The 26,515-nt window shown below is 62.8% G+C and carries 25 protein-coding genes; 13 read left to right on the top strand and 12 right to left on the bottom strand.

Annotation, left to right across the window (positions count from 1 at the left end):
* The first annotated feature begins 19 nt into the window (after positions 1-19).
* A complete protein-coding gene (msbA, locus tag M0D65_RS26010; RefSeq protein ID WP_266255161.1) occupies positions 20-1,756 on the top strand; it encodes a lipid A export permease/ATP-binding protein MsbA in 1,737 nt (578 codons plus the stop codon).
* A gap of 28 nt (positions 1,757-1,784) precedes the next feature.
* Here the strand turns inward: msbA and M0D65_RS26015 are convergent, their stop codons facing one another.
* Together M0D65_RS26015 and M0D65_RS26020 are read right to left on the bottom strand one after the other, a co-directional pair.
* The gene (locus M0D65_RS26015) at positions 1,785-3,557 is read right to left on the bottom strand and encodes an IlvD/Edd family dehydratase (RefSeq protein ID WP_266255162.1); all 1,773 of its coding nucleotides are present in this window, start codon (positions 3,555-3,557) and stop codon (positions 1,785-1,787) included.
* A gap of 190 nt (positions 3,558-3,747) precedes the next feature.
* On the bottom strand, positions 3,748-4,623 hold the full coding sequence (locus M0D65_RS26020) for a LysR family transcriptional regulator (protein WP_091017862.1): 876 nt from the start codon (positions 4,621-4,623) through the stop codon (positions 3,748-3,750).
* 122 nt (positions 4,624-4,745) lie between these two features.
* Here M0D65_RS26020 and M0D65_RS26025 point away from each other — a divergent pair, with 122 nt between their 5' ends.
* Positions 4,746-5,870 (top strand): mandelate racemase/muconate lactonizing enzyme family protein, encoded by a 1,125-nt coding sequence (locus M0D65_RS26025; RefSeq protein ID WP_266255163.1) that lies wholly within the window; start codon positions 4,746-4,748, stop codon positions 5,868-5,870.
* 23 nt (positions 5,871-5,893) lie between these two features.
* Here M0D65_RS26025 and M0D65_RS26030 read toward each other — a convergent pair whose 3' ends face one another.
* Positions 5,894-6,760: a LysR family transcriptional regulator gene (locus M0D65_RS26030; protein WP_266255164.1), complete on the bottom strand. Its 867-nt coding sequence runs from the start codon at positions 6,758-6,760 to the stop codon at positions 5,894-5,896.
* Positions 6,761-6,880: 120 nt separating this feature from the next.
* Here M0D65_RS26030 and M0D65_RS26035 point away from each other — a divergent pair, with 120 nt between their 5' ends.
* A complete protein-coding gene (locus tag M0D65_RS26035; RefSeq protein WP_266255165.1) occupies positions 6,881-7,210 on the top strand; it encodes an antibiotic biosynthesis monooxygenase in 330 nt (109 codons plus the stop codon).
* A gap of 104 nt (positions 7,211-7,314) precedes the next feature.
* Here the strand turns inward: M0D65_RS26035 and M0D65_RS26040 are convergent, their stop codons facing one another.
* Positions 7,315-8,625 (bottom strand): aspartate aminotransferase family protein, encoded by a 1,311-nt coding sequence (locus tag M0D65_RS26040; RefSeq protein ID WP_266255166.1) that lies wholly within the window; start codon positions 8,623-8,625, stop codon positions 7,315-7,317.
* Between the two features lie 175 nt (positions 8,626-8,800).
* Between M0D65_RS26040 and M0D65_RS26045 the strand changes: the two genes are divergently transcribed.
* Entirely contained in the window at positions 8,801-9,661 is an 861-nt protein-coding gene (locus tag M0D65_RS26045; RefSeq protein WP_266255167.1) for a LysR family transcriptional regulator, read from the top strand.
* Positions 9,662-9,664: 3 nt separating this feature from the next.
* Here M0D65_RS26045 and M0D65_RS26050 read toward each other — a convergent pair whose 3' ends face one another.
* From M0D65_RS26050 to kdgT, 3 genes are all read right to left on the bottom strand, one after another.
* Positions 9,665-10,174, bottom strand: coding sequence for a DUF1697 domain-containing protein (locus tag M0D65_RS26050; RefSeq protein ID WP_091017870.1), 510 nt, complete (start codon positions 10,172-10,174; stop codon positions 9,665-9,667).
* A 325-nt stretch (positions 10,175-10,499) separates the two neighbouring features.
* Positions 10,500-11,219: a ribonuclease activity regulator RraA gene (locus tag M0D65_RS26055; RefSeq protein ID WP_266255168.1), complete on the bottom strand. Its 720-nt coding sequence runs from the start codon at positions 11,217-11,219 to the stop codon at positions 10,500-10,502.
* Positions 11,220-11,407: 188 nt separating this feature from the next.
* On the bottom strand, positions 11,408-12,454 hold the full coding sequence (gene kdgT, locus M0D65_RS26060; protein WP_091017874.1) for a 2-keto-3-deoxygluconate transporter: 1,047 nt from the start codon (positions 12,452-12,454) through the stop codon (positions 11,408-11,410).
* A 327-nt stretch (positions 12,455-12,781) separates the two neighbouring features.
* Between kdgT and kduI the strand changes: the two genes are divergently transcribed.
* From kduI to M0D65_RS26080, 4 genes are all read left to right on the top strand, one after another.
* On the top strand, positions 12,782-13,618 hold the full coding sequence (gene kduI, locus M0D65_RS26065; RefSeq protein ID WP_266255169.1) for a 5-dehydro-4-deoxy-D-glucuronate isomerase: 837 nt from the start codon (positions 12,782-12,784) through the stop codon (positions 13,616-13,618).
* On the top strand, positions 13,593-14,405 hold the full coding sequence (gene kduD / locus M0D65_RS26070; protein WP_266255170.1) for a 2-dehydro-3-deoxy-D-gluconate 5-dehydrogenase KduD: 813 nt from the start codon (positions 13,593-13,595) through the stop codon (positions 14,403-14,405). Before kduI ends, kduD begins: the two co-directional genes overlap by 26 nt.
* A gap of 80 nt (positions 14,406-14,485) precedes the next feature.
* Positions 14,486-15,361, top strand: coding sequence for a DNA-binding transcriptional regulator KdgR (gene kdgR, locus M0D65_RS26075; RefSeq protein WP_266255171.1), 876 nt, complete (start codon positions 14,486-14,488; stop codon positions 15,359-15,361).
* A 234-nt stretch (positions 15,362-15,595) separates the two neighbouring features.
* On the top strand, positions 15,596-16,012 hold the full coding sequence (locus M0D65_RS26080; RefSeq protein ID WP_091017882.1) for a response regulator: 417 nt from the start codon (positions 15,596-15,598) through the stop codon (positions 16,010-16,012).
* 30 nt (positions 16,013-16,042) lie between these two features.
* On the opposite strand, the gene M0D65_RS26085 is transcribed toward M0D65_RS26080, so the two are convergent.
* The 3 genes from M0D65_RS26085 to M0D65_RS26095 are packed head-to-tail and all read right to left on the bottom strand — an operon-like array spanning position 16,043 to position 17,911.
* Positions 16,043-16,603 (bottom strand): Fur family transcriptional regulator, encoded by a 561-nt coding sequence (locus M0D65_RS26085; protein WP_091017884.1) that lies wholly within the window; start codon positions 16,601-16,603, stop codon positions 16,043-16,045.
* Between the two features lie 35 nt (positions 16,604-16,638).
* Complete coding sequence (locus M0D65_RS26090; protein ID WP_091017886.1) at positions 16,639-17,265, bottom strand: glutathione S-transferase N-terminal domain-containing protein; 627 nt, start codon at positions 17,263-17,265, stop codon at positions 16,639-16,641.
* A 19-nt stretch (positions 17,266-17,284) separates the two neighbouring features.
* Positions 17,285-17,911, bottom strand: coding sequence for a glutathione S-transferase family protein (locus M0D65_RS26095; protein ID WP_266255172.1), 627 nt, complete (start codon positions 17,909-17,911; stop codon positions 17,285-17,287).
* A gap of 213 nt (positions 17,912-18,124) precedes the next feature.
* On the opposite strand from M0D65_RS26095, the gene M0D65_RS26100 reads away from it, so the two are divergent.
* Positions 18,125-19,780, top strand: a complete 1,656-nt coding sequence (locus M0D65_RS26100) for an ATP-binding domain-containing protein (protein WP_266255173.1) — start codon at positions 18,125-18,127, stop codon at positions 19,778-19,780.
* A gap of 56 nt (positions 19,781-19,836) precedes the next feature.
* On the opposite strand, the gene M0D65_RS26105 is transcribed toward M0D65_RS26100, so the two are convergent.
* Complete coding sequence (locus M0D65_RS26105) at positions 19,837-20,796, bottom strand: phosphoribosyltransferase (protein ID WP_266255174.1); 960 nt, start codon at positions 20,794-20,796, stop codon at positions 19,837-19,839.
* 239 nt (positions 20,797-21,035) lie between these two features.
* Here M0D65_RS26105 and M0D65_RS26110 point away from each other — a divergent pair, with 239 nt between their 5' ends.
* On the top strand, positions 21,036-21,536 hold the full coding sequence (locus M0D65_RS26110) for a molybdopterin-dependent oxidoreductase (RefSeq protein ID WP_266255175.1): 501 nt from the start codon (positions 21,036-21,038) through the stop codon (positions 21,534-21,536).
* Positions 21,506-23,362 carry an ATP-binding protein gene (locus M0D65_RS26115; RefSeq protein ID WP_266255176.1) on the top strand — a complete coding sequence of 619 codons (1,857 nt, stop codon included), beginning with the start codon at positions 21,506-21,508 and terminating at the stop codon, positions 23,360-23,362. Before M0D65_RS26110 ends, M0D65_RS26115 begins: the two co-directional genes overlap by 31 nt.
* Here M0D65_RS26115 and M0D65_RS26120 read toward each other — a convergent pair.
* Entirely contained in the window at positions 23,349-24,203 is an 855-nt protein-coding gene (locus tag M0D65_RS26120; RefSeq protein WP_266255177.1) for a helix-turn-helix domain-containing protein, read from the bottom strand. The two genes, M0D65_RS26115 and M0D65_RS26120, sit on opposite strands and share 14 nt — an antisense overlap.
* A 330-nt stretch (positions 24,204-24,533) precedes the next feature.
* Here M0D65_RS26120 and M0D65_RS26125 point away from each other — a divergent pair, with 330 nt between their 5' ends.
* Both M0D65_RS26125 and M0D65_RS26130 read left to right on the top strand, forming a co-directional pair.
* Positions 24,534-25,874 (top strand): FAD-binding oxidoreductase, encoded by a 1,341-nt coding sequence (locus tag M0D65_RS26125; RefSeq protein WP_266255178.1) that lies wholly within the window; start codon positions 24,534-24,536, stop codon positions 25,872-25,874.
* A complete protein-coding gene (locus M0D65_RS26130) occupies positions 25,874-26,503 on the top strand; it encodes a C39 family peptidase (RefSeq protein ID WP_266255179.1) in 630 nt (209 codons plus the stop codon). Before M0D65_RS26125 ends, M0D65_RS26130 begins: the two co-directional genes overlap by 1 nt.
* Positions 26,504-26,515 lie beyond the last annotated feature (12 nt).

Here is a 26,515-nt window from a genome sequence, read left to right on the forward strand (position 1 = left end):
ACAGCTTTCGTAAACCGGTATGAAACTCACTGTTAAAGCTCTGGTGATTCGGTTGAAGGGTTACCTTCGGCCAGTTGCAGGAATATTCGCGCTTGGGTTGATCTTCACCGCGCTGGTTTCCGCAACCGAGGCCGCGGTACCACTTTTTATGAAAACGATGCTCAACGACGGGTTTGCTCCAGATGCCCCGTCGTCCGCCTGGTGGCGCATTTCCCTCGTATTCGTCGCGCTGGCCGTCGTTCGTGCGATCGCGCAGTTTGCTTCCGGGTATCTGACTGGGTATGCATCGAACACGATTCTGGTCCAGATCAGAAAGGACATGTTCGAGCGTGTCGTGTCAGCGAAGGCATCATTCTTTCAACGGGAGACAGCAAGCTCGGTCATCAATGCCGTGGTCTACGAGGTCAACCAGCTGCTCTCGATCTTCACATCCGTGCTGTTCTCGTCGGTGCAGAATCTCCTGACAGCCATCGGATATCTGGCGGGCCTGTTTTACCTGAACTGGCGGCTGACCTTGATCATCGCAGCGGTTTTTCCGTGCATTGGATGGCTCGCCGCACAGGTCAATCGACGTTTGCGCCGCCTTGGTCGCGAACAGCAAACCATGACGAGCGGTCTGTCGTACATCGTCGAAGAGGTTGTATCGGGCTACAAGGTGGTGAAGATTCACGGCGGCGAGCAATACGAGGTCGACCGCTTCATGGCAATGAACCGGCGCCTCAAGGGCTACGCGATCCGGATGATCGTGTCGAGCGGGCTCGCGCAATCGACTACGCAACTGCTCGCATCGACCGCGATAGGCATTGTGATCGCCATATCGCTGTTTCAGTCGTTGCACGGCCAGGGGAGCGCGGGCAGTTTCGTTGCGTACATCACCGCGACTTTATTGGCGATCAACCCGCTCAAGCAACTGATGTCGGTCAACCAGACATTGCAGCGCGGCATGTCCGCGGCCGAACTGATCTTCAAGCTGATCGACGAACCGCCGGAGCAGGTTCCGGGCCGACGTCATCTCGACCAGACGAGCGGCGAAGTGGAGTTCCAGAACGTCTCGTTCGGTTATGCGGACGCCGAGCGGGCGGCGCTCGATCGCATTTCGTTCAGCGTCAAGCCGGGACAGATGATTGCCTTTGTCGGGCCATCCGGCGGCGGCAAAACGACACTGGTCAACTTGCTGCCGAGATTTTTCGATCCGACAGGCGGCACCATCCTGCTAGACGGGGTGCCGTATGTCGATTACGACGTGCATGATTTGCGCAGCCAGATGGCGATGGTTAGCCAGGACGTCATCCTTTTTAACGACAGCATTGCAGCGAATGTTGCGTACGGGCAAACGCCGGATCGTGAGCGCGTCGAAGCGGCGTTACGCGCGGCTAATTTGTGGAGCACCGTAGCGGACATGCCGCTGGGAATCGATACACTGGTTGGCGATAACGGTGCGCGCCTGTCGGGCGGACAGCGGCAGCGACTCTCGATTGCTCGCGCGATCTATAAGGATGCGCCGATCCTGATCCTCGACGAGGCCACCTCGGCGCTCGATTCCGAATCGGAGCATCACGTCCAGGTTGCTCTCGATACGTTGATGAAGGGCCGCACGGTGTTTGTTATCGCACACCGTCTTTCGACGATCGAGCGGGCGGACCGGATTCTGGTTCTGGAGCACGGCAGGCTAACGGAGGAAGGGAGTCACGCTGAGCTGCTGGAAAAAAACGGGTTGTATGCGCAACTGCACCGCATCCAGTACCAGCACGCGTAGTGCGGAAGGGGTGTGACAGCCGTATGCACTAACTCCGCGGCGTCGTCCCATTGGTCTGCGCAGCACGCAGGAAGTCGAAATCGACGCCACGGTCCGCCTGCGTGACGGTTTGCAGGAAAAGCTTGCGGTAACCGCGCTCCGCGGTCGGTTCGGTGACCGGTGCCTGCTCGGCGCGCTGTGCAAGCGTCGCATCCGGTACAAGCAAAGTAAGTTCACGCGCAGCGACGCTCAAACGAATCCGGTCGCCGGTTTGCACCCACGCGAGCGGCCCGCCCACGGCCGCTTCCGGCGTGACGTGCAACACGATCGTGCCGAACGCGGTGCCGCTCATGCGGCCGTCGGAAATGCGCACCATGTCTTTCACGCCGAGCCGCGCGAGCTTCTTCGGAATCGGAATGTAGCCCGCTTCCGGCATACCCGGTGCGCCCTTTGGACCGATGCGCTTGAGCACGAGGATATCGTCGGCGGCGACGTCGAGATCGTCGCGATCGATGCGGCTAGCGAGATCTTCGGCGTCCTCGAACACGACGGCGCGGCCCTCGTGTTCCATCAGCTTTGCATCCGCGGCCGACTGTTTGATGATCGCGCCGCCCGGCGCAAGATTGCCGCGCAGCACGGCGATGCTGCCCTGCGGATAGATCGGATCGGCGAACGGTCGCACGACATCCTGCGCGAAGCCAGGGCCGGCGTCGTCGATCGTCTCGCCGAGCGTGCGACCCGTGACGGTCAATGCATCGAGTCGCAGCAGCGGCTTCAGTTCGCGCAGCAGCGTCGCCATACCGCCCGCCCTGTGGAAATCCTCCATGTAGTGCTGGCCTGACGGTTTCAGATTGAGCAGCACCGGCGTCTCGCGACCCATACGGTCGAGCGCCTGCAGGTCGACATCGAAGCCGAGCCGCCCCGCGATCGCGGTCAGATGCACGATGCCGTTGGTCGAACCGCCGATCGCGAGCAGCACGCGCATCGCGTTTTCGAATGCATCGGCGGTGAGAATGCGGTCGATGGTCAGGCGCTCGCGCGCAATCTGCACCGCCTGCGTGCCGGTCAGCTCTGCGATGCGCATGCGGTCGGCGGTGACCGCGGGCGGCGAGGCGCCGCCTGGCACCGTGATGCCGAGCGCTTCCGCGAGGCATGCCATCGTGCTCGCGGTGCCCATCACCGAGCAGGTACCGACGCTTGCAACGAGCTGGTTGTTGACGTCAGATATCTCTTCGGCGCCGATGTCGTCGGCACGAAAACGCGCCCAGTAGCGACGGCAATCGGTGCACGCGCCGACACGCTCCAAACGATGCGAACCGGTCAGCATCGAACCGGTGATCAACTGGATTGCCGGAATACCCGCCGAAGCCGCGCCCATCAACTGAGCCGGCACGGTCTTGTCGCAACCGCCGATCAGCACGACCGCATCCATCGGTTGCGCGCGGATCATCTCCTCGGTATCCATCGACATCAGATTGCGCAGATACATGCTGGTCGGCTGCGAAAACGATTCGTGGATCGAGATGGTCGGGAAATCCATCGGCAGGCCGCCCGCGAGCATCACGCCGCGTTTCACCGCTTCGAGCAGTTGCGGCAGGTTGCCGTGACACGGGTTGTACGCGCTGCCGCTGTTGACGATACCGATTACCGGTCGATCGAGCGCGCTGTCGGTGTAGCCCGCGCCCTTGATGAAGGCCTTGCGCAGGAACAGCGAGAAACCGTTGTCGCCGTAGTTCGTGAGGCCTTTGCGCAGACCGGTGTGGGCGTTGTCGGCAGTGTTGTCGTCGGCGGCGCTGGGAGCGGGAGGGAGCGGGGCGGTCATCGAGTGTCCGGAGCCAGAAAGTTGACAGGAGCATGCAAGGGCCACGACGCGTGCGAGCAACGAGCAGCGAGTAACGGCTTCAAGCAGACATTATCGCGGCGTCGGGCGCGGCGATGCATTGCGTGGGCGTTGCTTCAGACATCAGTAAAACTTTGCTTCGGGCGGGTCTTGCTCGATGCCGACACGCCGCTCATCGATGCGGCAGCGCCAACGCAGTATTCAGAAACGCCTGCACGAGCCGCATACGCGCCGACGAACGCCCCCACAGCAACCCAACCACGCGCTTCGGAAACGGATGCGGCAGCGGCCACTTCGCAAGCGACAGTCCTGCAAAGCGCGTCATCAGCCAGTCCGGCACAAGCGACACACCGATGCCGCGATCCACGAGCACCGCAATCGCATCGAGCCCGTCGAGTTCGCACCGTTGATGCGGCCGGATGCCATGCTGGCGCAAATACGCATCGGCAAGCTGACCACCGACCACATTGCGGTCATAACGCAAGAACGGCTCGCTCGCGAGTACCGCGTGCGGATCGCTCACCGGCATCGATGCGGGCGTGAGCAGGATCAGCGGCTCTTCGCGAAAGGTTCGCCAGTCGCAGCTTTTCGGCAGCTCGAATAACGGCTGCACGATCATCGCCGCATCGAGATCGCCGCTCACCACCTTGCGGTACAGATCGAGCGAGGTGCCCGGTTCGAGATAGATGTCGATCTGCGGATGACGCGCGAGCAGCCCGGCGAGCACATCGGGAATCAGGCTCGTCATCATCGTCGGCGTGCCGCCGAGCCTCAGTTGCCCGGCCAGCTCGGATGCATCGTTGAGATCGGAGCGGAGGTCGCGGATATCGTGCAGCACCGCCCGCGCGCGCTCGAGAATGCGCTCGCCGGCTTCGGTCGTGCCGACCGTGCGCCCCGATCGGCGCACCAGTTTCGCGCCGAGTTCCTGTTCGAGCATCTTGACGCGCTGCGCCACCGCGGCAGGCGTCAGATCCAGCCGGCGCGCGGCTTCCGCGATCGAACCGAGCTCGACCACGTAGACAAAGCTTTGCAGGTAGCGCGAATCCATCGATAAAAGTTTTATCTTTTAAAGAAGCCAAAGGATACTGTTTTTGAACCGTGGCCGCCATCACACTGCGTTGCTGACGGTCGCGCCCTTGCCGCGACTGTGTTCAACGGAGGAGTGCTGCAATGCCCAGAATCGAATCGGTTTTGGTGTGCGCGGCGAGCGTGCCGCTCGATCGCGTGACCTCGTTTGCCACCCGCACCGTGTCTATGCGCCACTACGGTCTCGTGAAAGTTCGCTCGACCGATGGCGTCGAAGGGCTCGGCTTCTGCTATGTCGGCAGTGCGGGCGGCGAATTGCTCAGGGTCGCGGTCGAGCAACTGCTTGCACCGGTGCTGATCGGCAAGGATTCTTATGCGGTGGAAGGATTGTGGCAGGCGATGTATCAGGAGGCGTTGTTGCATGGACGCGCGGGGACGGTGATGCGTGCGCTCAGTATTCTCGATACGGCGCTGTGGGATTTGAATGCGCGCACGCATGGTTTGCCGTTGCACAAATTACTCGGCGCTGTGCATCTTGAATCGGTGCCGGCCTATGCGAGCGGCGGCTACTACCTCGACGGCAAGACACCGCAGATGCTCGGCGAAGAAATGGCAAGTTACGTCGAGATGGGTTTCAAGGCCGTGAAGATGAAAGCAGGGCGTTTGTCGCCGCGCGAAGAAGAAGCGCGTGTGCGCGCGGCGCGCGAGGCGGTCGGGCCCGACGTCGAACTGATGCTCGACATCAACAACGGCTGGACCGATACGACACAGGCGCTGCAATATCTGAAGCGTTTCGAACCGTACGATCCGTACTTCGTCGAAGAGCCGTTTTCTCCCGACGATATCGACAATCACGCGCGCCTCGCGAAGCTCACGCGCATTCCGCTTGCCACCGGAGAGATCGGCTATGGCCGCTGGTATCACAAGGAACTGCTCGACAAGGGCGCTGCGGCGATCCTGCAGAGCGATGCGCTGGTGTGTGGCGGCATCTCCGAGTGGCGGCGCATCGCGGCGACCGCGGCGAGCTATGGCGTCGTGATGTGTCCGCACTGGTTTCACGACGTGCATGCGCCGCTCGTTGCCGCGACGCAGAACGCGCGTTATGTCGAGTTCTTCTGGGACGATCAGGTGTTGAACTTTCGGCGGTTGATCGATCGGCAGCTTGGGCATCGGAATGGGCGGGTGGTGTTGCACGATGCGCCTGGGCTTGGGTTTAACTTTGATGAAAGTGCGGTTGCGCGTTATGGTAGCTGGACGACGGTGCGGTGACGTACGTCATGTTGCACGCAAATTCATCTTTGCGTGGATTCCTGTAGCAAGCTGGCCAAGGCGCTGACTTTCGGCGCGCAAGCGTCTTTACGCCAGATGAGCAGGGTCCGGACGTTGCGGTATTCCCCTTTCAGTTTGTGCACCGACAGCCTGTCTCGTTCGGTATAGGTATCAAGGACCGCAGCAGGAATCAGGGCGACACCCATACCAGCGATGCAGCAGCCTAAAATTGCGTGGTAAGAGCCGACCTCGATGATCCGCTGCGGGACGACATCGTCATTCGCGCACCATGCCTCCAGCCGCTGGCGATGTGGGCAATCCGGCTCGAAGGCCAGGAGCGTATGCGTACGCAAATCGCGAGCTGACCGAATCGACGGATGATTCCGAGGCCCGATGATCACCAGATCTTCGACATAGGCGAGGGTCGTATCGAGTCGCGTATCGGAGACTGGTTCAGCGACCAGCGCGGCATCCAGTTCACCTGCAAGGACGCGTGCGATCAAAGGCCGAGGGGCGCCAGTTCTCAACTCCACTGCCAGATCGGGATACCGCTCATGCATCTGCGCGAGCAGCGATGGCAGCCGAATCGCCGCAGTACTTTCCATCGCTCCGAGGTTGAGTACGCCACGCGGGATTTCATCGTGCATCGCTTCGCGCGCTTCCTCGGCAAGTGCCAGCAAGCGGGTCGCGTAGTCGAGCAGAACCTTACCTTGCGGCGATAGCTGAAAACGCTTGCCCTCACGTATGAAGAGCGACACGTCCAGATCGCTTTCGAGTTGCTGAATGCGCGTAGTGATATTCGACGGCACTCTGTGCAGCAATGCCGCAGCACGCGTGATGCCGCCCGTATGTGCGACAGCCTGAAATATACGCAGATCAGTCAGATCCATTTTCTTGAAATGAGAACAAGATTTTCTAATTTATTCATTTTACATGAATGATGTGGGCACCTAGACTCCGTGTTGCCAGCCAGAACGTCGCCAACGCGGTTTTGCGAAGGAGTTAAAAAAATGATCGTGACTGTCTTGAGGTCCAGGTTGAATCCCGATGCGCAGGAAGATTACAAACGCTGGTTGGCCCGCATGAGTGTGGTGGCGTCCGAGGTACCAGGTTATATCTCACACAGGGATTTCATTGCAGAAGATGGCGAACGTGTGATCGTCGTGGAGTTCGAGTCTGAGGAAGACGTGCGTGCCTGGACGAGACATCGGGAGTACGCGCAAGCAAACAAGAAAGGGGGAAGCGCGCTTTTTGCAGAATTCAGAGTACAGGTGTGCAATGTCGTGCGTGACACTGCGGATCATTGGTCACGCACTATGACCGCGCGGACCATGTTATGACATTCGCCACAATATGATTTGCGCCTCGCTCGTTTCGTTGTCGGGAGGCGCGGGCCTGTTGAGCGACTGATGATCGCTCGTAGAGACAAGCGCCGCACTTGTGCTCAATGTCGATTGAGGCAGTACCCCATGCTGTCATCGAGTATCCCCAGCGCCTGATCGATTTCGCTGTCGCTGATCGTCAGCGGCGGCGCAAGCCGGAACACATCGCTCATCCCCTTCAACTGCACGATGTTCATGTGCAGCCCCAGTTGCAGGCAGCGTTCGGTGATCGCTGCAGATAGCTCCGGCGCCGGCGCCTTGCTGTCCCGATCGGCAACGATCTCGATGCCAAGCAGCAACCCTTCGCCGCGCACGTCGCCGATGCAGCGATGGCGCCGCTGCATCTCGAGCAGCCCTGCACGCAGTCGTTCGCCTGCCTGCGCTGCACGCTGTGCGAGCCTGTCGCGCAGCACGATCTCGATCACCTTCACACCGACCGCCGCAGGCAGCGGGTCCGACACGTGAGTCGTATAGAACAGGTAGCCTTTCTCGAAGGCACGCTCCTCGATCGCCGATGTGGTCAAGACCGCCGACAACGGAATCCCGGCACCCAATGTCTTCGAAAGCGTGAGGATGTCGGGCACGACACCATCGCGCTCGCATTCGAACATCAGGCCAGTACGGCCGATCCCGGTCTGCGCCTCGTCGATGATCAGCAGCATGCCGCGTTCCGCACATTTGCGTTGCAGCGCGCGCAGATAACCCGACGGTAGCGGAATCAATCCACCCGAGCTGATGATCGGCTCGGCGATAAACGCAGCGAGGCTGCCCGCCGACTGGCGATCCAGCAGATCGAATGCGTAATCGAGTTCGGCGTTCCAGTCGTAGCGCCCGTTGCGCTCGAACGCGGGGCGATAGGGATACGGCGTAGGGATCGCGAACGAGCCGACGGCCGCCGGGCCGTAACCGCTGCGACCTGCGCTGTAGGTCGACGACGCGGCCGCGCCGGTCATGCCGTGCCACGAGCGCGCAAAGCTGGCCACTTCGTATTTGCCGGTGACGAGCTTCGCCATCCGGATAGCCGCTTCGTTTGCCTCGGCACCGGTGCTCAGCAGCAGCGAACGTTCGAGACCGCGCGGCGCGATCTCTGCAAGACGCGTCGCGAGCTCGACCACCGGCCGCGACAGCATGCCGCTAAACAGATGTGTGAGTTCACGCGCGCTGTGTGCGATCACGTCGGCCACTTCGGGGTGCGCGTGACCGAGTACGGCGCTCATCTGTCCGGACGTGAAGTCGAGAATCGCGCGGCCGGTCGAATCGAATACGTATGAACCGCTGGCGCGTTCGATGATGACCGGCGAGAATGAACCGCCATAGCGGATCAGATGGCGCTGCGCGGCCGACCAGAATGCCGTTTCGGAGAGTGGCGTCATGAGGTGCGTTTCCTGTACGAAGATGCCGGCGCGAAGGGTACAAAACAAATGACGCCGGCTTGACCCGATGCTACGACCGAACGCCGTCACACAGGAAACGAATACCGTTGATGGATGCCATTCGCTAGCTTGATACCTGAGTTGATACCCGCGTTGTTATCCGCCTCGATAAATCATGACCAACCTCGACATCGACCTGCTCAGAACCTTCGTCACGATCGCCGACACGCGTTCGTTGACGCGTACCGCGACCGAAGTCGGTCGTACGCAGTCTGCGATCAGCATGCAGGTGCGGCGCATCGAGGAGGTCGCCGGCGGCGCGGTGTTGCTGCGCACGGTGCGCGGCGTCGAACTGACAGCGCGCGGCGAAACACTGCTGCGGCATGCACGCGAACTGCTGCGCATTCACGACGAGGCGCTCGCCGAACTGACCGGACGCAGTCTGAGCGGCGCGATCCGCTTCGGCTGTCCCGACGACTACTGCATTACGTTTTTGCCTTCGCTGTTGCGCGAGATCGCGGGACGTCATCCGCGTGTTGCCGTGCATCTGGTGTGTGCGTCGACGACGCATCTGCGGCGCATGCTGCGCGACAAGCGGATCGACCTCGCGCTGATCTCACTGGCGCCAGGCGACGACGGCGAGGCGGCCGTGCGCTACGAAAAGCTCGTGTGGGTAGGCGCGCATGCACGGGCTGCGGAACACGGCGATGCGTCGCTGGCACTCGCGCTTTCCGAACCCGACACGCTCGATCACCAGGCGGCGCGGCGCGCACTGGACGGCGCGGGCATTGCGTACCACGTCGCGTGTGAGAGCGCGAGCAAGGACGGCCTGCTCGCGATGGTCCGCGCCGGCATCGCAATCACGGTCCTCACTGAAGGCGCGGTACCCGCCGATCTGACGGTGCTCGATACGCAGACAGGGCTGCCGGCATTGCCGTCGTTCGGCATGGCGATCGCGTCGGCGCACGGCAGCGGCGACTCATTGCTGGTAGGAAGCCTGAAGGTGTTGCTGGTGGATGCGCTGGGCGCAGCCTAGGCTTCAGGTTGCCGCCCATTCACTAAGCGTGGCGACGGTATTCATGTTGCGCGCGGTGCCGGTTTTCGCAGCGGGAATTTTCAGCTTCGTGTGCGCCATGCCGTCCCCGTAGTGCACATAGATCTCCTGCTTGCCGAGCGCGACCTCTTCGGCTTGCTGGCCGCTAATCTGCGCAAGCGTATCGGCGGGTGGCGGAGCGTCCAGAAAGATCGCGACTGTGCGGTTCGGCGGCGTTGATTTGAACGGATTCGCAGCGAGGACTGCCGCCATTTCCGGACCGGTGCGGATCGCCACGCCGACCGGCTTGCCCGCATAACCCGCAAGGCAAGCTTCCAGTTTCGTCTTGACCGACGCTTTCGACAGCGTGCTGGCAAAAACAACGTTACCGCTCGCAATGTAGGTGCGCACGTTCGTGCAACCTATGGATTCGCACATTGCCCGCAGTTCGGACATCGGCAGCTTGCCGGTGCCGCCGACATTGACGGCTCGCAACAGGGCGATATAGGTAGTCATGCGCGAATTCTAGCGCTGCATCGTGCGGTGGGGCGGCGATGCTGACCAGTTGCACACGCGGTATTGATCATACGATTCACTCGCAGCAGACGTGAGTAGACAGGTCTGTACCGGTGGAATGAAAAGAAAGATGTTGGGCTTAACTAAACAATGATGCACGGCTATACTTTCCCGCCATGTGCGAACCGTTGTACGGGTATCGAACGTGCGTCGCAGCGTGCGGCAGCGAGCATGAACACGGAGCACAACGCAGTACCGTCTCTCAGGTTCTGGTACGCCCTCGGAATAGCCAGAACCCTTACGCCGGCCTTGGCCGGCGTTTTTTTTAGCGTTTGCGCGCCTGCCGCCACGCGTCGTACGCAGCGCGGGTCACCTCGTTCGGCGGATAGGTGCCGGGCAATGCCGCGCCGTCGCGAATGCGCTCAGTCAGAAATTCTTCGAGATGTTCCTGTTCGACGGCGGCCTGGGCGACATCGGCGGCCATTTCGTGCGGAATCACGACCACACCGTCCGTGTCGCCGACAATAACATCGCCCGGAAAAACCGCGACACCGCCGCAGCCAATCGGCACGTCGATGTCGATCGCGTGATGGCGCAGCAGGTTCGGCGGCGCGCTGGCGCCTGCGCAGAACACTGGCAGGCCGAGCGCGGCGATCGTTACGCTGTCGCGCACCGGACCGTCCGACACCATGCCCGCCACACCACGCACCTGTAGCCGTTGCGTGAGAATCGAGCCGAACGACGCACTGCCGCGCTCGCCGCGGCAATCCTGCACCAGCACGTAACCGGCGGGAATCGTCTCGACGCATTTGCGCTGCGCGTATTCGGGGTTCGCGAACAGTTCGAGCACATCGATATCTTCACGCGACGGGATGTTACGCAACGTAAACGCGGGACCGACGAGGTTCGGTCCGCTGTGCGCAGCGAGCGGTGCGACGCCTTGCATGAAGGTATTGCGCAGGCCGCGTTTAAACAGTTGCGTGGTGAGCGTCGCGGTGCTGACGTGACGCAGGGCTTCGAGCGTGACGGAATCGGGGGCGGGCATCGTCGTATGGGAGCAGGAGGGTGGGCGCGTGGTACGTGCTCGCGTCCGGCGGGCGGGAGAGCTTGGCCCGCCGTCGCGGAACCCGCCCGCGTTAGCGGGCAGGGCGAGCGCTCATGATAGCGCTGCAATATGGCGCCGGTATGGGGGGCCAGCCTAAGTTGCCGACATGAGTTGCCGGCAAAGCAGGATCAGTGCGCGTTCGAACGCGCTTCGAGCGGACCATCCAGTCCTGTATCGAGCGCAGCGCCGCCGCCGGACAATGCCGCCGCCGCGCGATGCTTCGGCGACAGCGTGCCCCAGCGGCGCGACCACAGCGAGGTGAGGATCGGCGTGAGCAGCGCGGTGATGACCACCGAGGTCGCCACGAGCGCCGTCGCAGCAGGCGCAACCGCGGCATAGCGCGGCTCGATCCCCGCGATGATCTGCGGCACCGCTACGGCCGCGCCGGCCGTCGACGACGCGCCAATCCCGGCGGTCCCGTTACCTTTCGCGAGAAAGATGTCGGCGAGCACGAGCGTGGTCCCGGTGACAAGAATCACGCAGACGCCGATCAGCACGCCCAGCAGACCGGTGTTCAGGATCACGGCGAAGTCGAGATTATTGCCGAGCGCGAACGCGAAGAACGGCACCATCACCGGCACCGCCTGGCTGAAGAACTGCCGCAGTTCTCGATCGAGATTGCCGAGCGCGAAGCCGATCAAGAACGGCAGCAACGCACCGAACAGCGTCGCATACGGAAAACTCGCGAGCCCCGCAATGCCGAGCGTGACCATCGTCATGAACGGCCCCGATTCGAGCGACATCAGACAGAACGCGCCGGCTTCTTCTTTCGTACCGTACTGCTGCATCAACGCCATGTAGAGACCGCCGTTGGTCTCGTTCATGACGCAGATCACAGTGAGCGCCGACAGCCCCGTGAGAAAACCCGACGTGATGCCGCCGGGCGGCAGGAAGTGCGAGGCAATCACACCGCCAAGCGCTGCCGTCGCGACCTTCGTCAGTACCAGCACGCCGCTCTTGCGCAGCACGACCGGCGTCGCCTTCAGGCTGATGCTGGCGCCCATGCAGAAGAACCAGACCGCGAGGATGGGCAGCGTGCCGGTGATCAGCGCGTTGGTGAACGAGCCGAGGGTTTTGCCGGCATGCGGCGCGAACGTGTGCACGCATGCGCCGAGCAGCAACGGAACCAGCATCAGGCCGCCCGGTATGCGGTCGATGGACCTCTTGATGTTCATGCGGATTGCTCCTCCACGAGCCTGCGCCCGATCGGTTTATGTCTTGATGGTGTGGTTGTGCGGCGCTGGGCACGCGCTTCTGCGAGCGCGCGGCGGTCAGCGCCTGGATCGCAATTTAGCATTGACGTGGAACGGCGTTTCGGATTTTGTGGCTATCGTTTACACCTACGTAAACCGGGCGAAGTCGATGCGTAATGAAGTATGAAGCGGCCACCATTACAAAATCCGGACCGTCGTTCCGAAATTAAACAATCTATGTTTTAATGCGCCGCATGGACGGTCGCACGCCTCCCACGGCGGCCTCGAACCTTCATCACGGAGACAACTATGGACGTCCGGCAAAGCATCCACAGCGAGCACGCCCGCACGCTCGATACCGCGGGGCTGCGCAAGCAGTTCCTCGTCGAAAGCGTATTCGAAGAGAACGCGCTGAAACTGACCTACAGCCATATCGACCGGATCATCGTCGGCGGGGCGCTGCCGGTTACGCGGCCCGTCGAGATATCGGCGTCGCTCGGCAAGGCGATCGGCGTGAACTATCTGCTCGAGCGGCGCGAACTGGGCGCGATCAACATCGGCGGCGCGGGCTGGATCGAAGTGGACGGCAAGCGCCATGACGTCGGCAACGAGGAGGCGCTGTATATCGGCCAGGGCACGCAGTCGGTGACGTTCGGCAGCGTCGATGCCGCGCGTCCTGCACGGTTCTACCTGAACTGCGCGCCGGCGCACACCGCTTATCCGACGCGCCGCATCACGCTGGCCGAGGCTTCGCCGGAAACGCTCGGCGATCCGAAGACAAGCAACCGCCGCACCATCTACAAGTTCATCGTGCCGGAGGTGCTGCAGACCTGTCAGCTCTCGATGGGCATGACGAAGCTCGAAGAAGGCAACCTGTGGAACACGATGCCGTGCCACACGCACGAACGCCGCATGGAGGTCTACTTTTACTTCAACCTCGCCGACGACGCGGCGGTCTTCCACATGATGGGCGAGCCGCACGAAACGCGGCACATCCTCGTGCATAACGAGCAGGCGGTGATTTCGCCGAGCTGGTCGATTCATTCGGGTGTCGGTACGCGGGCCTATACGTTCATCTGGGGCATGGTCGGCGAAAACCTCGTGTTCAAGGACATGGATCATGTCGCCGTCGCCGATCTGCGCTGAGCGCTCCGCTGTGGGTGAAAATCCGCTGGCCGCGCGTCTGTTCGATCTGACCGGCAAGGTGGCGCTCGTCACGGGCAGCAATACCGGGCTCGGCGCGGGCATGGCGCAGGCGCTGGCTGCGGCCGGCTGCGATATCGTCGGTGTGCATCACAGCGGGCCGGGCGACACACCAGGCATCGTGCGCGATCTCGGTCGCCGCTGTATCGACGTACAGGCGAACCTCGCGACGCTCGAACCGGTCGAGCGCATCGTGCAGGAAGCCGTCGCGGCCTTCGGCAAGATCGACATACTCGTGAACAACGCCGGAACGATCCGCCGTAACGATGCACTCGATTTCACCGAAGCCGACTGGGACGCGGTAATCGACGTGAACCTGAAAACGGTGTTCTTTCTTTCGCAGGCGGTCGCGCGTCAGTTCGTCGCGCAGCAAAGCGGCGGCAAGATCATCAACATCGCATCGATGCTGTCGTTTCAGGGCGGCATTCGCGTGCCTTCGTACACGGCCGCGAAGAGCGGCGTGCTCGGACTCACGCGGCTGCTCGCCAACGAGTGGGCCGCGCGCGGCATCAACGTCAACGCGATTGCGCCGGGCTACATGGCGACGCGCAACACCGAACCGTTACGCGACGACGCGCAGCGTAACGACGAGATCGTGTCGCGTATTCCGGCAGGGCGTTGGGGCACGCCGGACGACCTCGCAGGACCGATTGTGTTTCTCGCTTCCGCGGCGTCGGACTATATGCATGGGCACACGCTAGCGGTAGACGGCGGATGGCTCGCGCGCTGAACGGCGCCCGGCGTTATGCCGGCCAGAAATTAATCGCGTTATGCTGACGGCCTGAAGTCGGGCAAGAACGGATAGTGACTATGCGAGATGCAGCAAGAGCGGCGGCAAGAAAAACGAAAGCGGACGACATCGCGCTCGCCGATTCCGCCGATCTGATCGCGGACGGCGGCGGGGCGGAGCGCGTCGAATCGGTGGCGGCGGTCAACAAGGTGTTTGCGATCCTGCAGGCGCTTGGCGAAAACAACCAGATCGGCATCAGCGAGCTGTCGCAGCGGCTCGTGATGTCGAAGAGCACCGTGCACCGCTTTCTGCAGACGCTAAAAGCACTCGGCTATGTCGCCCAGGAAGAAGATACCGACCGCTATCGTCTAACGATCAAATTGTTTGAACTCGGCGCGAAGTCATTACAAAGCGTCGATCTCGTGCGCGAAGCCGATGTGCAGATGCGGCATATTTCGCGGCTCACGCGTGAAGCCGTGCATCTAGGCGCTTTCGACGAGGACAGCATCGTCTACATCCACAAGATCGATGCCGATTACGACTTGCGCATGCAATCGCGCATCGGCCGGCGCAATCCGCTCTACAGCACCGCGATCGGCAAGGTGCTGCTGGCATGGATGGAGCCGGATGAGGCACGCCACGTGCTATCCACCATCGAGTTCCGCAAATCGACGCAGAAAACGCTCGGTTCCGCGGATGCCGTGCTGAGCATCCTGCCGCGCGTACGCGAGCAGGGCTACGGCGAGGACAACGAAGAGCAGGAAGACGGCCTGCAATGCATTGCCGTACCGGTGTTCGACCGTTTCGGCCATGTGATTGCAGGTTTGTCGGTATCGTTTCCGAGCATGCGCTGTGGCGCCGATACGAAGGCGCATTACGTCGCGTTACTGAAAGAGGCCGGTCGCGCGATTTCCGTGCAACTCGGCTATGCGGAAGCGGTGGCGGGCAACGGATAGGCTTCATGGGCGCTAGCTGCGAGAGAGACGGCGCCGGCGGCGCCGTTTTTCATTTCGGTGCCTTGCTGGCCGTCTAGTCTGCGAGGCGTGCCACAATTGCAACTTGGCGCGCGTCAGCGGGTCCGATTGTCAGATGCGACAGACGCGTCGCGAGCAGGCGAGCAGTAGCGATGCGATGCGCATGCCTTACCGGTTCTTAACGGCTTTACAGCAACAACGCAATAAATACGCAAAATGAACGCAGTCTTGAGACTCGATCAGGCAACCATCGTCCTGGTAGAAGACGACCCGCATAGCCGGGCGTCGTTGACCATGTTGCTTGAATCGGAAGGTGCACGCGTCGTGGCGGTAGCGGACGCGGAAGAGGGTGTCGAAGCGGCTGTACGCGAATTGCCCGATGCGGTGATCTGCGACCTCGACCTGCCCACCATGGACGGCTTCTATCTGATCCAGCGGCTACGCGATCACGAGATTCGCGGCGATCATGCGCCGTCGGTTGCCGTGGCGCTGACTGGCCACACCGACGACAGCTACCGGTTGCGCAGCATCGGCGAAGGCTTCCAGCATTTCATGATGAAGCCGGCACAGCCGGACGAACTAGTCACGCTGCTGCACGATGCAATCGATGCACGTGCGGCGGGGATGCACTGAGCCGGGCACAATCGGCGCTTATCTGCTCGCTTACCTGCCGGTAGCGCTCGCAACCTTCTCGGAATGCTGTGCTGCTTCGCACGCAGCGCACAGGCCCTTCAATTCGATTTCATCGCCAGCGAGCCGGTAACCGGCGTCTTCGATCTGCGCGACGAGTGCCTGACGCAGCTTCGGTTGATGCAGCTCGGTGACGTCGCCGCATTGCTGGCACACGACGAGGATGCCGTGCTGACATTGCGTCAGATCGTGGCAGACAGTGAATGCGTTGATCGATTCGATCCGGTGGACGAGCCCCGCGGAAAGCAGGAAATCGAGCGCCCGGTAAACCGTAGGCGGCGCGGAGCCCGGATGGATCTGGCGCATGTCGTCGAGTAACGAATACGCCTTGGTCGCGCGGCCCGATTCCAGCAACAACTCCAGTACCTTGCGGCGAATCGGCGTCAGTTTTTCACCGCGTTCGCGGCAATATTCGTCCGCGAGCGCAAGCGCGCTTTCCTGCGAACCGGCATGCGTGTGGGCGCTATCGTCGTGATGGTCGTGCGGTGCGGCAGCCGGTTTTCTGGCTGCCGGAGCGGGCTTGGCGTTCTTCATCGCGTGATTATAAGCGGCATCGCGAGCGGCTGCCGTCACTCGAACTGAACCGCGAAACCGCGCTGTACGCCCGGTCGCGCAAACAGCGTCTCGTACCAGCGCTGCACGTGCGGATAATCGGCGAGATCGACGAGATGGCGTTCATGGCGCCACGCCCAGCCGAGAATCGCGAAGTCCGCCACCGACAAATCCCCCGCAACGAATTCCACCTGTGCGAGGCGCCGGTCGAGCACGCCATAGAGTCGTCGCGTTTCTTCCGAATAACGCTGCAAGCCATAGCGCCGGTCGGTTTCCGATTCGAGCGCGGCGAAATGATGAACCTGTCCCGGGATCGGACCGAAGCCGCCCATCTGCCACATCAGCCATTCGAGCACCGGCACGCGTTCGCGTAGCGGTTTCGGCAGGAACTGGCCGGTTTTTTCGCCAAGATAGAGCAGCACCGCACCCGATTCGAACACGCTGATTGGTTGTCCGTCGGGGCCGTCCGTATCGACGATCGCGGGGATCTTGTTGTTCGGGCTGATGCGCAGGAACTCCGGCTCGAACTGGTCGCCGCGGCCGATGTTCACCGACTTGATCGTGTAAGGCAGCCCCATTTCTTCGAGCGCAACCGTGACCTTGCGGCCATTCGGCGTGCCCCATGCATGTAGCGTGATTGTCATATGGTTGCGCCGGCGTGGGTCAGGTCAAGGGAAGGTCGACGTACTTCTTGAAGCCGGTGCGCGTGCCGAGACGCGAATACCAGCGCTCGAGATTCGGCAGCAGTGGACGCTCGACACCGTCGAGTCCGAACCAGCGCTTCGCATACGAGCCCAGCACGATGTCCGCGAGCGTGCAGTGCTCGCCTTCGATAAAGAAGCGCCCTTGCAGATGCGTATCGAGCAGCTTCCACAGCGCGCCCACGCTCAGCAGATCGGCGGTGAGTTTTGTCGTGTCGCGCTCGGCAGCGGGCGTGCGCACGAGCGCCCAGAACACGGGGCGTTCGGCCGGTTGCAGCGTGGACAACGACCAGTCGAGCCAGCGGTCGACGCTCGCGCGTGCCCGCGGTTCGACAGGGTACAGAAAGCTCGACGGCGCGTACTGCATGACCAGGTAACGCAGGATCGAGTTGGATTCCCACAGCACGAAGTCGCCGTCGACAAGCGTCGGCACGCGGCCTGTGGGATTCATCGAGAGGTAATCGGGTTCGTTGTTGCGGCCGTATTGCAGGCCGGCGTCGATGCGTTCGTACGGCAGTGCGAGTTCGTCGCAGCACCACAGAAGTTTCTGGACATTCACCGAGTTGGCGCGTCCCCAGAGTGTGATCATCCGGTCAATCTCCGTTTCAGTATTTGGCAAGCCGCGCACCTGGCGCGGCGTTCAGTCGCTAACGATACACGATGACGGGGCGTCGCATTGCGCGATGAAAAAACCGCCGCTGTGTGAGAGGCTCACACGCACTGCAAGCATGCCGTCCTCACGGCCGCGCCACGTCACGCGCGTTGCGTACAATGTGCGCACCCGAACGTGATGAGGCACAGCATGGCCCGTATTGTTCCCGACGACTGGATGCATCTCGCCGCCACCGGCGCCGCCGCACGCGAGCGCGAAACCCTCGCGTTGTTTGCGGATGCATTACCCGCCGATTACACCGTCTATCACGGTGTGCACTGGACGCGGCTCAACGAAGGCTTCTCGGTGTTCGGCGAAGCGGACTTCGTGATCGTAAGTCCGGCGGGGCGCACGATGATCGTCGAGCAGCGCACCGGCTTTCTGCGCGAAACGCCGAAGGGGCTCGTGAAGGTGCATCTGAAAACGGAGCGCAATGTAGCGATCGGACTGGCGCGGACCATCGAAGGGCTGCATCGGCGGTTCACGGCGGCGTTCGGCGCGGGCACTTATTTCATCGAAGAGCTGCTGTATTGCCCCGATCATGTGGTCAAAGAGGCGGCGATCGCCGGTGTGAACCCGGCGCGCATCGTCGATGCGACGCGCAAGGACCGGCTCGTGTCGGTCATTCTCGATGCGCTGCCCGCCGATGAACCGCGTTTGCCGTGCGCCGCGAAACTCCATCCTTTTCTCGCCGACGAACTCGCACTAACCCCCGACGCAAGCGCACTGGTCGGCCAGGCCGGCACGCTCGTCACGCGCCTTGCCGGTGGACTCGCCACGTGGGCGCGCCGCCTCGAATTCACGCCGTTCCGCTTGCGCGTGATCGGCACGGCCGGCTCGGGCAAGACACAGCTCGCGGTGCAGGTGATGAAGGATGCCGTCGCGCGCGGCCAGCGGCCGTTGTACGTGTGCTTCAACCGGCCGCTCGCCGATCACATCGCGCGGGTGGCTCCGCCGGAGGCAAAGGTCGCGAACTATCACCAGCTGTGCGACTGGATCGCGCGCGACGCGGGCCGCACGCCCGATTTCCAGGCCGCGGACATCTTCCGGCAACTCGAAGCAACGTTCGTGCAGACACCGATCGATACGCGCTGGCAATACGACGTGCTGATCGTCGACGAGGGTCAGGATTTCCAGCAACCATGGGTGAGCGCGCTCGAACGGCTGCTCGCGCCGGGCGCCGCATGGTGGTGGCTCGAAGATCCGCTGCAGAATCTCTACATGCGACCGCCCGTCGAGCTGCCGGGCTGGACCGTGCTGAAGGAGACGACGAACTACCGCAGCCCGCGCGATATTCTCGACTACGTGCGCGACATCGTCGGTGCGTCGGTGCCGTTTGCCGCGACACTGGCGTCGGGCAGTCCGTTCGATGGCTCGGACGTGTCGATATCGACCTACGACGACGCGAACGCTACCGAAGGCTGCATCGAAGCGACCAAGCGCGCGATTACCCAGGCGCTGGCACTCGGGTTTCGTCGCCAGGACATCGCCGTGCTGTCGTTTCGCGGTCGTGAGGGTTCGGTGTTGACGGAGCTCGACCAGCTTGGGCCGCACCGGCTGCGCAGCTTCACCGGCAAGTACGATCTGTTCGGCAGCCCGGAGTATCGCGAGGGCGATGTGCTGCTCGAATCGATCTACCGCTTCAAGGGGCAATCCGCGCCGTGCGTGATCTTCACCGAGGTCGACTTCGATGCGTTCGACGAGCGCATCGCACGCAAGCTGTTTGTCGGGGCGACGCGCGCGACGATGAAGCTGATCGTGGTCGCATCGCAGCGCGCTGCGGCGCATCTGCGCGCTGACGAATGACGCTGTGCGGTCGCGCGGTTTCTAGCCGCTTTTAAATCCGCCTTTCAACTTGCCAGTTAGCCCCACGACGATGCACTGGCGAGCGTGCCGGTGCGCGTCGTCGCGTCCCACCAGACCACGCGCAACAGCGGCGCCTCGCGCGCGATCAGCAACGCCTGCGCCGGATCGCTTTCGATGAAATGTGTCACCCCGCAACGCAGCGCCGCTGCGGCTTTGTGCGCGGCGGTGCCGGCCGGCGTTCCATCGTGCGCGTCGGGCGTTCGCATCACCAGTTCGAGATGACCGAAGCCGTGACACTCGAGCCACGCAACCGTGCGCTCGCGATCGAAGAGCGGCCTTCCTGTGACGATCGCGCGGATCCGCGTCAGATCGATACCCGGCAGCGCCTCGTAAGGCGACAGCGCGTCGCGTTCGTTCAGCGCGGCGGCGAGGTCGGCTTCGTAGTGGGCGGGCGGTACATCCGGCAGCAGGATGCCGTCCAGATCGATCGCGTAGGTCGCGTGCTGCTGATTGTCGCTTGCGGGATCGGTGGGATCGATGTCCGCCTGGTCGTCGGTGCCGGGCCAGTCGTCGCGATGACGTTCCGACGATACAAGGCGTTCCCACGGAAACAACGAGAAGTAACCGGTCGCATCGAGCCCGTAATCGGGGCGGATGCGGCTCTCTTCATCGAACGTGCCGGTCAGCGTCTTCACCACGAGGCCGTGTTGTTCGAGAAACGCAATGCAGTCGATCAACGTGAAGCCGCGCCCCGCGATGTCTTCGCACAGCAGCACCTTCGAGCCGTGCGGCGGCACCGGCAGCGTCGAGTCCCACGTTACGTGGCGCGAGCGCCGGTCACAGCGCAGAAACGCGACCGGGATACCGCCGACGTGCGACGCCATCAGGGCGAGCGGTGCGCCGCCGCGCAGGATGCCGATGGCTGCCGTGAATTTTTCCGCTGCCAGTTCGGGCTGCAGCGATTCGATCCAGTGATCGAGCTGTTCGTACGTCAGAGGAAGGACGGGTCGGTTCATGAGTCACAGGGCGTGAGGCTGAAGCGCGCCGCCGACGGCGGGGCCGCGTTTTTGAGACGTATTCGGAATGACGATATTATGCATGCGGTTCGGCGGATCTGCGCCGGGCCGACGGAATCGGGCCGCGAACGCACGCGCGGGGCAGGCGCAGCATGCCGGGCGGCCGTTCGCCACGCTCGGGCGCAACGATGCGACGCCGGCGTATACAGCCATATCGATGTGACAAAGGGGTGGTTTTGATGCACAACAGGAAAGGCTGGTGGCAGGCACTCTGGATCGTCTTCGCGTTCGCAGCCTGGACGTCCGCGCAGGCTGCGCCGCTCTCGCTGGACGTGAGCGGCAAGATCCGCAACACCAACGACCCCACGCACAAGGTGTTCCATTTCACCGAAGCCGCGCTGCTGGCGTTGCCTGTGCACGCGATTGCGACCACGACCACGTGGACGCCGAAGTCGACCTTCACGGGCCCGCTGCTCAGCGACATCCTGAAGACGGTCGGCGCAACCGGGACCGAGATCGAGTTTCATTCGTACGATGACTATTCGTACACGATTCCGGTGTCCGACGCCGCGCACTACGGCGTGATCGTCGCGTATGCGATGAACGGTACGCGCCTGAAGGTCAGCGATTACGGCCCACTGTTTCTGGTTTATCCGCGCGACGCGTTCCCCGGCGAACTGATGAACGTTTCCGCAGACTCGAAGTTCATATGGCAGATCAAGTCGTTCATCATCAAGTAATCCGGCGTCCGCTGCGACGTCCGCTCTACATCATCGTCTGGCTCGCGGCGCTTGCAGCGCCGATCGCGGCGGTCGGCTATCTGCTGTACGCGAACCTGCTCAACCCGCGTGTCACCCAGCAGCTCACCGCCACCTACGACAGCTTCTACTGGGACGCGGCGCAGTTGCAGATCGCCTATGGGCGACTCGAGAACCAGTTGCTGCTCTACAAGGCGGGGGTCGACAGCGACTACTCGAAGATCCAGTTGCGTTTGCAGGTCGTGCAGTCCAAGGTCGGTGTGGTGACCGTCTCGACGCGCATGCTGGGCAGCCAGAAAGCGCTCGCACAGCGACAGCAGGGCGAACTCGACAGCCTCGATGCCGTGCTGAACTCCATCAGCCCCGATGTCGATGCACTACAGCATGATCCGGCTCGCGCGGCGCAAATCATCGCGGTGCTGCGCGCACACTGGATGGAGGTAAACGACCTCGCACTGAGCCGGCGCTTCGCCGACATCGCGGACCGCGAGGCGCTCAATCGCGACTTCATCGAGAAACGGCGCTTGCTGTTTGCGGCGGGCCTCGTGCTGATGTTGCTGTCGACGGCCTCGACAGCGCTGCTGGTGTTGAACGGCCGGCGGCGTACGAACCTGATCCGTCAGCAGCACGCGGCGCTCGAAGCCGAGCACCAGGCAAGCCGTGCGGCACGCGAAGCGAGTCTCGCGAAAGACACCTTCCTCGGCATGATCAGCCACGAACTGCGCACGCCGCTGCACGCGATCGTCTCGTCGGTGGAACTGCTCGGCTTCAACTTTCATTCGGATAGCGACAGCAAGATCATCCGGCGGCTAGAGACGGCGGCGCGCCACCTCGAAGCGCAAATGAAAGACCTGACCGATTACGCGCGACTCGGCGCCGGCAAGCTCGAATTGCGGCACGAACAGTTCGATCCGCGCGAACTGCTGGCGTCGATCATCGATGAACACCATGTGGCGGCGCTTGCCAGGCGACTGAAGCTCGACGGCGATGCACAGGGTGTGGCGGCGCGCGTCGATTCGGATCCGCACCGCATCCGGCAGATCGTCAACAACCTCGTCACGAATGCGATCCGCTACACGGAGAAGGGCACGGTGAACGTGCGTTTCGCACTCGATGGGGCACACGTGCCCGCCGTACTGTCGATCGTGGTTCGCGACACTGGCCCAGGTGTGCCGCATGCGCAGATTCCGTTGATCTTCAAGGAGTTCACGCAGCTCGATTCATCGCGCTCGCGCCGCTTCGAAGGGGCGGGTATGGGGCTCGCGATCGTGCAGGGGCTGGTCGATCTGTTCGGCGGTCAGCTGGAGATCGAAAGCCGGCTTGGCGAAGGCACGACGTTCACGATTTCGATCCCGGTCGGGCTGGTGGAACTGGCCGCGCCGCCGCCGGCCGCAACACCCGCGCCGGACGACGGCGCACGACCGCGCGTGCTGATCGTCGACGACAACGAACTGGTGCGCGAGTCGCTGCGCGAAATGGTCGAACACATGGGCTGCGATGCGGCCGCACTGGGCGGTGCGGACGATGCGATCGGCTGGCTCGACACGCATCACTGCGACGTCGTGCTGCTCGATCTGCACATGCCGGGGCGCGACGGCTACGCGTTCATCGAAGAGTTCACCGCGCGCAGCGGACCGGCCGCGGGCGCGCCGGTGATCGTGGTCAGCGCTTATGCGCCCGAGCAACCGTCGGACGAAACCACTGCGTTTTTCGATTGCCTGGCGAAGCCGGTGCACTACGAAGTGTTGCGTGAAGCGGTACAGCGTGCGCTGACCACGCGCATGCGGCCCGACGTCATGCGCGGTTGAGCCGCTTCGACAGATCGGCGACCAGAATCGCCATGCGTGCGGGCTTCTCGTAGCACGCGACGTCGTAGGTGCGGATGACCGCGCTGATCTCCGATTCGCTTGCCTTGCCGGTGAGCAGTTCACCGGTCAGCACGAGGATCGGTGCATCGGGGTTTTCGGAGGCGCGCACGGCGCGGATCGCGGCAGCGGAGGTCTGGCTGCCGAACAGCCAGTCGATCACGATGCCGTCGAACACCTGGGTCTGCAACGCTTCGGCAAACGCGGTGAGACCGTAGAGGGCGAGCGCGGCGAAACCGCTGCGTTCGAGGTAATCGCGCAGGTTGTCGGCGGATGAATGATCGTCGTCGACGACGGCGATCAGCGGCTTGTCGGTTTCCGCGCGGCGCGGATAGATCTCGATCTTGTGGACTTCGTAGGCGTTCTGATAGAGCGCGCCGTCGTGTCGGACCACGCGCCACTGGCCGAGCTTCGAATAGGCAACGAATTCGGGCCGGCTGCCCGGCTCGAGCGCCGCACCGACCCATGCGGTACACGACATGTCGATTGCGCCGACCGAGAACACGGCTTCCTGTGCGATGGCGCCGACCATGCCGGGGTCGAGCGATTGCGCGCCGAACAGTTGCGCGGCAGGCTCGCCGTACACTTCGGCCACTTTCTTGATCTGCGAGAGCGTCCACGGGCTATTGCCGCGCAGTTTGCGGTGCCCCTGGGAGAAGCTCAGATCGAGAATCCGGCACAGCTCGGTAGTCTGCTGACGCTTACCGATGCCGTGCCGGCTCATCAGCTCGCGGACGCGTTCGGCGACCGCGAGGGAGTCGGGTGAAGTTGCTTCGTTGGCCATGCTGCGAAAAATGCCCGCCGATGTAAATTGGATAGCCGATGAGCCGTTCAAGACGGCGCGATGCAATACCTGGGACGCCTGTCGGACGTCCTGGGGACAGCAAATGTACCGCAAAAAAATGCCCCGTTGCTGCTTTTATGTGAAGCGCGGCGCCGCAAGCCGACCTCGGCCAGGCGTTGTGCACGGGCGTGCGGTCCGGCGCAGGCGGGTGCCGCGGGATTGCAGCCGGCGGACGAGCCTGCGAAGATGCTGCGGCACGGGCGCGGCGGGTGTTTCTACCGCGCTGCCCGGGTTTCGACTCAACGCGCATCTCGCCACTACACCGATCCGATGACGACTACGTATCCGCTGCACGCCACACTAACACCCGCTGACGAACCGTTTCCCGACGCCGCGGACGTCGTGATCGCCGGGGCCGGCATCATGGGTTGCGCCGCCGCGTATTATCTCGCGCGGCGCGGCCTGAAGGCGGTCGTGCTCGACAAGTCGCGCATCGCCGGACAGCAGTCGACGCGTGCATGGGGCTTCGTGCGGCAGCAGGGTCGCGAAGCGGCCGAAGTGCCGCTGATGATGGCCAGCATCGGCATGTGGGCGCAGCTCGAAACGGAGCTGAACTTCGATCTCGAATGGCGTCAGGGCGGTTGCCTCTACGCCGCCACCGACGAAAGCGATTGGGCTTCGTTCCGGCAATGGATCGACGTCGCGCGTCAGTATGGGCTCGATACACGGACGCTGGATCGCGCGCAGATCGATGCGCATGTGAGTGGCATGCAGGGTGCAGCACTCGGCGCGCTCTACACGCCGAGCGACGGCCAGGCCGAGCCGCGGCGCGTGGCGCCGGCGTTCGCTGCCCGCGCCGTCGAAGCGGGCGCGCGGTTTTTCGAAGGCTGCGGCGTGCTCGCTATCGAGCGTGCCGGTGGAGCGATTGCCGGTGTCGTCACCGAGCGCGGGACGATCCGCACGCGGCACTTCGTCTGCGCGGCCGGCGCGAGTAGCTGGCAATTGCTTGCGACACTCGGCATTGCACTGCCGCAGCAAACGGTGCGCGGCACCTGCATGCGCACCAATGCGCTGCCGCCCGTCACGGCGACGGCGTTCTGGGGCGGCGGCGTCGGCATTCGCCAGCGCGCGAACGGCACGATCAATCTGGCCGACGAGATGCAGGTCGATGTCGACATGACGCTCGGCCATCTGCGTGCGCTCAGCTGGTTCCTGCCCGAACTGTGGACGCAGCGCGATTCATTTAGTTTTCATCTGAACGACGCGTTCCTGCGCGATCTGCGCGACCGCATACCTGGCGTCGTGCCCGCTCGCGAACGCGTGCTGCAACCGCGCGATCCGCAGCCGCAACCGAACCGCGCTCATGCGCCGCGTGCGCTGCACAAATTGCGCGCGCTGTTCCCTGCGTTGAAGGATGCGCAGGTGGTGGAAGCATGGGGTGGGTTGATCGATGTGCTGCCGGATGGGATTCCGGTGATCGATGCGCCGTCGCAGATAGACGGGTTGCTGGTGGCGACCGGTTTTTGCGGTCATGGTTTCGCGATGGGGCCGATTGTCGGGCGTTTGCTGGCCGAGTGGATCGACGACGGGCAGCCTTCGCTCGATCTTGCGGCGTTCCGGCTGCGGCGCTTTGCGGATGGTACGACGCAGCGTCCGCGGAGCATGCTGTGATGCACGACACCGAACTTCGCCATGCCGGCGTGCCGTATTACACGCAGTGGGGCAGTCCCGAATGGGTCCGTGCGATCGTCGAAGACGGCGCCGATCCTTGCGCCGATCCGGCGTGGATGCGCAGCGGTTTTGTCGATCCCGAGCGCTACCGGTTCTGGGCGAAACGTCTGTGCGGACTGACCTGTCTTGAATCGGCGCTGGACTTCTGGCGCATCGCGCATGCGCCGCGCGCCATGCTGCTCGACGACGCGTTACGTCACGAGGTTTACCGGATGCGTGACGACGGCGGTGTCGATGGATTGATCTATCGGCCGTTCGCGAACTGGGTAGCCGCTGATTTCGGTTTGCAGGCGGATGTGTTGACGGATATCGCGATCGAGGATATTGCCGCGCGGATCGATAGCGAGACGCTGGTCATCGTTTCGGTGAGCCCGGAGGTTCGCTATCCCGACCGTTCGAACAGCAGGCGCGGCGGTCATCTGATCCTGCTGCACGGGCGCGATCGTGACGGTGTGTGGTTTCATAATCCGTCGGGCGTTGCGCCGTATCAGCAGGATGCTTATCTGCCGTTTGATGTGCTGGCGAGGTTTTATGCGAGTCGGGGGATTGTGTTGACTCGCGCTGAGTAAGCACAGCGCCGC

The sequence above is a fragment of the Paraburkholderia sp. CHISQ3 genome, from assembly GCF_030464945.1.
Classification (GTDB): Bacteria; Pseudomonadota; Gammaproteobacteria; order Burkholderiales; family Burkholderiaceae; genus Paraburkholderia; species Paraburkholderia megapolitana.